Raw genomic sequence first — 8,098 nt, 5'->3', positions numbered from 1 at the left:
TGTAATATTTTCAAATATACCCGAGGGGGTCCCTGTATGGCAAAACCAATGGATCAATACAAATGGCACGAACTTAATGTGGGATGCGTCATCGAGGAGGTTGGTAATGCCAGTGAGTACTTAACCGGTGACTGGCGTTCTTCAAAGCCTGTCTGGACCGATTCCAAGTGTATAAAGTGTGGCTTATGCTGGCTCTACTGTCCTGATGCAGCAGTCTTTCGTAAAGATGACGGGTTCTTCACCTCCAATCTTAACTACTGCAAGGGTTGTGGCATCTGCGCCAAGGAGTGTAAACCAGGTGCAATCAATATGGTGGAGGAAGAGCGATGAAAAAGGGTATCGAAGTATCCATAGCCGCATCCATTGCAGCACAACTCGCACGGGTTGAGGTCATTGCGGCCTATCCCATTACCCCCCAGACACATATAGTGGAACACCTCGCAGAGCTTGTTGCCAACGGTGAGCTTGATGCCGTCTATATCAATGTCGAGTCGGAACACTCTGCCATGTCTGCCTGTTGCGGTTCTTCTGCAGCAGGTGCACGTACTTTCACCTCCACAAGCTCTCAGGGCATGGAACTTATGCACGAAATCCTCTTCATTGCCTCAGGGATGCGATTCCCCATTGTCATGGCTGCGGTAAACCGTGCATTATCTGCCCCCCTCTCCATCTGGGGTGATCATTCTGACATCATGGCGGCGCGGGATACCGGATGGATCATGCTCTTCTGTGAGAATGGCCAGGAAGTCGTTGATTCCACTATTATGGCATTTAAGATTGCAGAGGACAGAAGGGTGCTCCTCCCCATTATGGTAAATCTCGATGGTTTCTCCTTAAGTCATGTCATTGAACCCATTGAATTTCCCTCTCAGGAAGAGGTGGATGCCTTCTTGCCCCCATACAATCCCCTCTATACCTTACACCCGGATAAACCCCTTACCATGGGTGCTTATGCCATGCCGGAACTCTACACCGAGGCAAAGTATGCCCAGGAAATGGCGCTTATTAATTCCAAAGATGTGGTTACCGAAGTAATGAATGACTTCAGCAAAACCTTTGGGAGACGCTATAAACCTGTAGAGACCTACAATACAGACAATGCTGACTTTGTCTACATTGCCCTGGGTTCCATAGGAGAAAACATCAAAACAGCAATCCACGAAATGAAAGAGCAGGGCAAAGAGGCAGGTTTTGTAAGTTTGAGGCTCTTCAGGCCATTCCCCGGAGATGAACTCCTCTCTGTCTTAAAGGATAAAAAACGTATTGCCGTTGTTGAACGTGCCATGCCCGGAGGCGCTGCAAACGGTCCACTCTTCCATGAGATAGCAACACTCATGTACACCGGCGGCATAGACGTGAAGATAGAAAACTACATACTCGGACTCGGGGGAAGGGATGTCCTCCCTGAAACTTTCATCGATATATACAACGGGGTCGCCCACACCAAAGATACTGTCCCCGTGAAAGAGAAAAACTATGATGTAATAGGGGTGAGAGGATGATGTTGCCTGAAATAGATGTATATGCGGCAAATGTACTTCCAAAGGAAGAATTTGCAGTGTCCGGCCACAGGGCCTGTCGGAAGAATTTGCAGTGTCCGGCCACAGGGCCTGTCAGGGATGTGCAGAGATACTGGCTGTCCGTTTAGCCCTCAAAGGTTTTGGCAGAGACACAATCCTTGTTATGGCTACCGGTTGTATGGAGATAATTTCTACGCCACTCCCTACAACCGATTGGCGGCTTCCCTGGATTCACGTTGCCTTTGAAAACGCTGCTGCTGTTGCATCAGGTGTGGAATCTGCGCTGAAGATCCTCATGGAAAAAAACAAGATTCCGAAGAAGGATATCCACGTTGTTGCCATCGCAGGTGACGGCGGAACAGGCGATATTGGTCTCCAGGCGCTCTCCGGCGCCCTGGAAAGGGGACATAAGTTCACCTACATCTGTGTGGATAACGAGGCATACATGAACACCGGTATCCAAAGTTCCTCATTAACCCCTTACGGCGCTGCAACCACGACAACCCCTGCCGGTAAAAAAAGCATAGGACAATCCACATGGAAGAAGAACATGCCTAAAATAGCAGCAGCCCACAATATCCCCTATGTGGCTACTGCATGTCCATCCTACCCCTTTGACCTCATAAACAAGGTAAAGAAGGCCCGTATGGTGAATGGCCCCTCGTATATTCATATCCTCTCAGTATGCCCTACGGGGTGGAGGATACCTACAGACCTTGCTATCAGGTATGGAAGACTTGCAGTTGAGACAGGGGTGTTTCCACTTTATGAGATTGTGAATGGTAAATACAGCCTTACGTATAATCCGGAACCACTGAGGCATATGGTTGATTATTTTAATGGACAGGGGAGATACAGACACCTCACGGTAAAAACGATATCAAAAATACAGGAGAGGGTTAATTTAGACTGGAAACGGCTTAAGCGTTTGTGCGAACTAAAGTAAACAGTTCGTAGTTCGGAATTCGGAATTAAATCCATAATCCGAAATCCACGATCCGAAATAAAAAGGGGGTTTCATGGAAGTAGACACCGGGAAGCTTAATTCAATTGTACAAAAATACAACGGTGACAAATCATACATCCTTGCAATATTCCAGGATATCCAGAGGATATACAGGTTCCTGCCGAAAGAGGCAATAAAGTACACTTGTGAACAATTAGACATACCATTCAGCAAAGGCTATGAGGTCGCAACGTTTTACAAGACGCTGTCACTTAAGCCACGGGGAAAACATACGATTCATGTATGTCTTGGTACTGCCTGTCATCTCAGGGGCGGGCCCAATGTCGCCGATACGTTCGAACGTGAGCTTCAGGTGAAAATAGGTGATACTACAGGAGATGACAACTTTACGCTTGAAACGGTAAACTGCCTCGGCGCCTGCGCACTTGCCCCGCTCGTAAGGGTGGATGAACAGGATTTCGGAAAAACAACACCTGGAGGCGTAAAAAGCATAATCAATGAATTCAGAAATGGAGAATAATATGAACATGTCAGTGGTAGAACTTGACAGGATTGCCTCTGAATATAACAATAAGATTGAAGGCTTTCAAAAGATCATTCATATCTGTACCGGCACTGGTTGTGTATCATCGGGTGCCCTGAAGGTTTTCAATAGATTACGAGACGCCATTGATTCGGAGGGGCTTACAGAGAAAGTATTGGTAAAGAAGACCGGTTGCCATGGACTCTGTGAACGTGGTCCGATTGTTGTCTTTGGAAATGATGAGATACTCTACCAGACAGTAGGGAAAAGGAATGTTGAGGATGACGTTAAACTGCTCATTGCCACGATCAAAGATGACCAGATTGCCGAAAAGCTTCTTTACAGGGGAGATGATAAGACAAAAAGATATGTGTCAACTCATGATATCCCCTTTTATTCAGGACAGACAAGACTTGTTCTTGCCCTTAACGGAATCATAGACCCCGAGATTATAGAAGATTATATTGTCCACGGAGGATACAGGGCTCTTGTTAAGGCACTTTCCATGCACAGGGACGAGATTATTGAATGGATTGACAAATCAGGACTCAGAGGGAAGGGTGGCGGTGGTTTTCCCACGGGTGTAAAATGGCGTTCCTGTAAAACCGCAGAGGGGTCACCACGATATGTCCTCGCCAATGGTGACGAAGGAGACCCCGGGGCATTTATGGATAGATCGCTTATGGAAGGAAATCCTCATGCCATACTGGAAGGGATGATCATTGGCGCCTACGCCATAGGCTCCAATCAGGGATATATTTACGTGAGGGACGAATATCCTCTTGCAGTGGAAAGGCTTTCGAAGGCAATAGGTCAGGCACGGGAGTATGGCTTCCTCGGTAATGATATTTTTCATTCGGGCTTTGACTTCGATATCGAAATATTTCGAGGTGGCGGCGCCTTTGTGTGTGGTGAATCCACAGCGCTTATGACATCCATAGAAGGACAAGCCGGTGAACCGAGGGCTAAATACATTCATACCGTTGAGAAGGGCCTCCGGGAAAAACCGACAAACCTTAATAACGTAGAAACCTGGGCAAGTGTTCCCGAGATTATCAATAAAGGCTGGGAATGGTTCTCATCTATTGGCACAGAACTGAGCAAGGGAACAAAGGTATTTTCCCTTGTTGGCAAAGTAAATAATACGGGGCTCGTTGAAGTTCCCATGGGCATGACATTAAAAGAGATCATTTTCGGACTTGGAGGTGGCATTCAAGGCGGAAAAAAATTTAAAGCCGTTCAGACAGGCGGGCCATCCGGTGGATGCATCCCTGAAGAATACCTTGAGATGCCTGTGGATTTTGATTCTCTCACAAAACTTGGCTCCATGATGGGATCGGGCGGAATGATCGTTATGGATGAGAGAAGTTGTATGGTTGATGTGGCACGCTATTTTCTCAAGTTTCTTGTAGAGGAATCCTGTGGTAAATGTACCCCCTGCCGGGAAGGCGTAAGGCGGATGTATGAGATTGTAGATCGTATATGCAGCGGAAACGGGGGTGAAGGCGATATTGAGCACCTGGAAGAGCTTGCCAGGGCAATCGGTCTTGGCTCGCTATGCGGCCTTGGACAGAGCGCTCCTAATCCTGTGCTCTCTACCCTTAAGTTTTTTAAAGAAGAATACCGGATACATATAGAAGAAAAGAAATGCCCTGCCGGGGTCTGCAAGTCCCTTATTACGCTTCATATTAATCCTGAAAAATGCACCGGCTGCATGCGGTGTGCCTCTGAGTGTCCAGTGGGATGTATAACAGGAGAGAAAAAACAGGTTCATACCATTGACCAGACAACGTGCATAAAATGCGGCAATTGTTACGATGTGTGTCATTTTGATGCAGTAACGATAGAATAGGGGAGAGCACAATGGTTGAATTTAAAATAAACGGAAAACAGGTAAAAGCAGAAAAGGGAGAAACAGTTCTTGCTGTCGCAATAAGAGAAGGATTTGCCATACCGACTCTCTGCCATCACGATGTCCTCGGAGCCGACGGCAGGTGCAGATTGTGTGTCGTAGAGGTTCGGCGGGGAAATAGAAAGAGAATCGTTACTTCATGCCTTTACCCTGTGGAAAATAGTATCGATGTATTTACCGAATCCGACGATGTGAAGCTTGTAAGAATGACAGTCCTTGAATTGTTGCTTGCCCGGTGTCCTTTCTCGGAAGTAATACAGTATCTCGCAAAACAGTATGGTGTAAATACTGTACGGTATACGAAGGATAACGACAAGGGAAAATGCATCCTCTGCAATACATGTGTAAAAACGTGTGAAACACTTGTGGGTGTTGCTGCGCTTGGTATGACCGGGAAAGGGCCTCTGAAAAAAGTATCTACGCCCTTTGATGAGCCTTCAGATGTATGCATAGGCTGTGGTGCATGTGTCGTAGCATGTCCGACGGGGCACATTTACATGGAAGACAGGGACGGTTTTAGGACAATCTGGAGAAAGAAGTTTGAGCTGGCAAGGTGTCCTGCTTGTGGAAGATACCATGCCCCTGTAGAGCAATTGGAATTTATTTCAAAAAAGTCAGGTGTCGCCATTGACGAGTTGCGTATATGCCAAAATTGTAAGTAGTCCGGTATAAAAAATACATAACCTGACAGATAAAATATGTTTAAAAAAGATATTAAAAATATTATAATAATTTCGTGCAATTTGTAGATGGAGTTCGATTATGACAAAAAGAAAAGACCCCTTAGGAAAATCCTTTTCTTCAATGATGGAAAATAGTAATAGAATAAATGAAATAATCTTAAAACCTTTCGAAAAACCCGTAAGCGAAAAGAACGTTATAAAAAAAATCCAGGCATCAGCTCATGATAAAGATATAAAGGGTGGAATTATACAAAAAACATTACCGGTTGTAAATGCTGATGAAACCTTGAAAATATTTGAACTTGATAAGGTTGGACCAATACTCCGGCAAAAAAGGGAAGGTAAGGGTCTTTGTACCGCCGATGTTGCAAAAACCCTGTGTTTCAGAAAGTCAATTATAGAAGCAATCGAATCAGGAAATTGGGATAGTCTTCCCCATAAGGTCTACGTGAAAGGGTATGCTCGTAAATATGCTTCTTTATTGGGAGCTAACGAAGAGATAGAGCCTTATATGACGGACAAATACCAGGAAGCCGCAGTTGATCTCCCCCAGGATAAGAAAATCCAGAATCGTGAGCAGAAACAGGAACAGAAACAAAAACTGCATATACCTCGAGAAATATTCAGTGAAAAGTCAAAAATACCAAAAACAGCTTTTATTTACACTGCAATTGTTATCGCAATTGTAGGTTTTTTTGTTTTTGACACGATGCACAAAGATAAGGCGGTAACATCAAAATTGGAAAATGCTGTACACATAGCGAACGATGTAAACAGTGGAGATGAAAAGAAAAATATCCCACAGATTGCAGATACGAAAAAATTGATGATTACCTGCCATGAGAGGACGTGGATTAGCGTAATTATTGATGGCACTGAGAAAAAGGAATTAATGCTCAAGCCGGAAGAAGTGGTAATGCTCAATGCAAAGGAGAAATTCAACCTCCTTGTGGGAAATGCCGGTGGGGTAAATATCTTCTTTAACGGAAAAGACACGGGATTTACCGGCGAAAAAGGCCAGGTGAAGAGCATAACCCTGTCGTAAAAATCATAATAGTTCCTATCCTTAAATAAATCCATTCGTCTTCCCTTATTCATCTGCTATAATTAAGATATCATAAAATACCGGAGGGACATCGTGAAGGCCAAATGCCTTATATTATCTTGTTTTATTTTTCTCATGGCCCTTACCTGTTATGCGGAAATATTGCCTTCAACTGATGGTGCACTCATCTACTATGAAGTTAAAGGTAACGGAAAACCCCTTGTCTTTATTCATGGATGGACCATGTCGGGTAAATTCTGGGCAAAGCAGGTGGATGCCCTGTCTAAAGACTATCAGGTGATCGTCATGGATCTGAGGGGTCACGGGAATTCCAGCAAGGCGCTCGACAGCCATACAATTCCCCAATACGCTGAAGACGTGCGGACACTGATAGAAACCCTTGAATTAGAAGATGTTGCACTTATCGGCTGGTCGCTTGCAGGCTCTGTGGTTCTCGAATACTGGAAACAGTACGGCTCTGACAGGGTACAAGCCCTCGGCATCGTTGATTCTGCTCCAGTGCCATTCTCTCCGGCGGAATGGAATACCCATAGTTTAAGAAATTACAACTTCAACGGGATGAACGCAAGCCTTCTTGCCTTTCAGGAAGACAGGAAAACTTTTGCCGGGAGATTCATCAATAATATGTTCAAATCGGGGGTTGCTTCGAAAGAGGATGTGGAATGGATGATGAAAGAACACCTGAAAACCCCGACGCCTGTTGCAGTGGCCATCTATTCCGATTACGTGATGAGGGATTACTCGGATGTTTTAAAAACCATAAAAATCCCCACCATAGTCTTTGCCGCCGATTCACATATTTTCAAGAATGGTATCGAAATGGGGAAATACATAAGCAGCCGGATTCCAAGGTCAAGATTCATAGCCTTTGAAAAAAGCGGGCACCTCCCTTTTTACGAGGAACCCGAGAAGTTCAACCATTCCCTTGTTGAGTTTTTAAAGGGGGCCAGCATTCTGGAACGGTGAAGGATAAGGCTAAAGCAGATGGCCCTCAATCCTCGTCGTTTTTTTGACTATAGAATTGTTGAATGCCGATTGCGAAAAGCTGTTCAATGTTCAATTGGTTCTATTTGTCCCATTAGTTGTATTGGTTTTAACCAATAAGACCAATGAAACCAATCAAACAAATAGTTAGTATTATTATGTGGGGGGAACGAATTACGGTCCTTAACAATGTATGAATCACGAATCACGGAATTTAAGACACCCCAAAGAAGGCATACAGGGTAATTGTCAGAACCCCACCCTCAACCCTGCATTCACGCTTTGGGCCACATATTTGTTTTCACCGATCTGGACATCATAGTTTATGTAGACTGACATATCACGCACGGTAAAGGCGGTAATGCCTGTACCAAGGGAGATAAAATTCCTGTCAGGGGACATGGTCTCGATACTGAAGGGGGAACTCCCCTGGGCAAGACGTG

9 protein-coding genes are annotated in these 8,098 nt (G+C 44.9%); 8 read left to right on the top strand and 1 reads right to left on the bottom strand.

Features of this window, described 5'->3' with window-relative positions:
- Positions 1-36 precede the first annotated feature (36 nt).
- The 8 genes from NTX75_17545 to NTX75_17510 all read left to right on the top strand — a co-directional run bounded on the left by NTX75_17545 (position 37) and on the right by NTX75_17510 (position 7,637).
- Complete coding sequence (locus NTX75_17545) at positions 37-330, top strand: 4Fe-4S binding protein (GenBank protein ID MCX5818022.1); 294 nt, start codon at positions 37-39, stop codon at positions 328-330.
- Positions 327-1,502 carry a pyruvate ferredoxin oxidoreductase gene (porA, locus tag NTX75_17540; protein MCX5818021.1) on the top strand — a complete coding sequence of 392 codons (1,176 nt, stop codon included), beginning with the start codon at positions 327-329 and terminating at the stop codon, positions 1,500-1,502. The genes NTX75_17545 and porA overlap by 4 nt, the downstream gene beginning before the upstream one ends.
- A gap of 49 nt (positions 1,503-1,551) precedes the next feature.
- A complete protein-coding gene (gene porB, locus NTX75_17535) occupies positions 1,552-2,466 on the top strand; it encodes a pyruvate synthase subunit PorB (protein MCX5818020.1) in 915 nt (304 codons plus the stop codon).
- A gap of 73 nt (positions 2,467-2,539) precedes the next feature.
- Positions 2,540-3,007: an NAD(P)H-dependent oxidoreductase subunit E gene (locus NTX75_17530; GenBank protein ID MCX5818019.1), complete on the top strand. Its 468-nt coding sequence runs from the start codon at positions 2,540-2,542 to the stop codon at positions 3,005-3,007.
- Positions 3,008-3,014: 7 nt separating this feature from the next.
- Positions 3,015-4,862, top strand: coding sequence for a 4Fe-4S binding protein (locus NTX75_17525; GenBank protein MCX5818018.1), 1,848 nt, complete (start codon positions 3,015-3,017; stop codon positions 4,860-4,862).
- 11 nt (positions 4,863-4,873) lie between these two features.
- Positions 4,874-5,584: a 2Fe-2S iron-sulfur cluster-binding protein gene (locus NTX75_17520; GenBank protein MCX5818017.1), complete on the top strand. Its 711-nt coding sequence runs from the start codon at positions 4,874-4,876 to the stop codon at positions 5,582-5,584.
- A gap of 100 nt (positions 5,585-5,684) precedes the next feature.
- A complete protein-coding gene (locus NTX75_17515) occupies positions 5,685-6,650 on the top strand; it encodes a DUF4115 domain-containing protein (GenBank protein ID MCX5818016.1) in 966 nt (321 codons plus the stop codon).
- A gap of 93 nt (positions 6,651-6,743) precedes the next feature.
- Positions 6,744-7,637, top strand: a complete 894-nt coding sequence (locus NTX75_17510; GenBank protein MCX5818015.1) for an alpha/beta hydrolase — start codon at positions 6,744-6,746, stop codon at positions 7,635-7,637.
- Between the two features lie 267 nt (positions 7,638-7,904).
- Here the strand turns inward: NTX75_17510 and NTX75_17505 are convergent.
- The coding region (locus NTX75_17505; protein MCX5818014.1) for an autotransporter outer membrane beta-barrel domain-containing protein at positions 7,905-8,098 on the bottom strand (194 nt) is incomplete at its 5' end.

It is taken from the genome of Pseudomonadota bacterium (genome assembly GCA_026388315.1).
Classification (GTDB): Bacteria; Desulfobacterota; Syntrophorhabdia; order Syntrophorhabdales; family Syntrophorhabdaceae; genus MWEV01.
The sequence above is the reverse complement of the archived record's forward strand: the minus strand, read 5'-3'. Positions and strand labels throughout refer to the sequence as shown.

Excerpts from the sequence above, each read along its gene's own strand:
- NTX75_17545 (MCX5818022.1), top strand. The coding sequence starts at position 37 with ATGGCAAAACCAATGGATCAATACAAATGGCACGAACTTAATGTGGGA.
- porA (MCX5818021.1), top strand. The coding sequence starts at position 327 with ATGAAAAAGGGTATCGAAGTATCCATAGCCGCATCCATTGCAGCACAA.
- NTX75_17530 (MCX5818019.1), top strand. The coding sequence starts at position 2,540 with ATGGAAGTAGACACCGGGAAGCTTAATTCAATTGTACAAAAATACAAC.
- NTX75_17525 (MCX5818018.1), top strand. The coding sequence starts at position 3,015 with ATGTCAGTGGTAGAACTTGACAGGATTGCCTCTGAATATAACAATAAG.
- NTX75_17520 (MCX5818017.1), top strand. The coding sequence starts at position 4,874 with ATGGTTGAATTTAAAATAAACGGAAAACAGGTAAAAGCAGAAAAGGGA.
- NTX75_17515 (MCX5818016.1), top strand. The coding sequence starts at position 5,685 with ATGACAAAAAGAAAAGACCCCTTAGGAAAATCCTTTTCTTCAATGATG.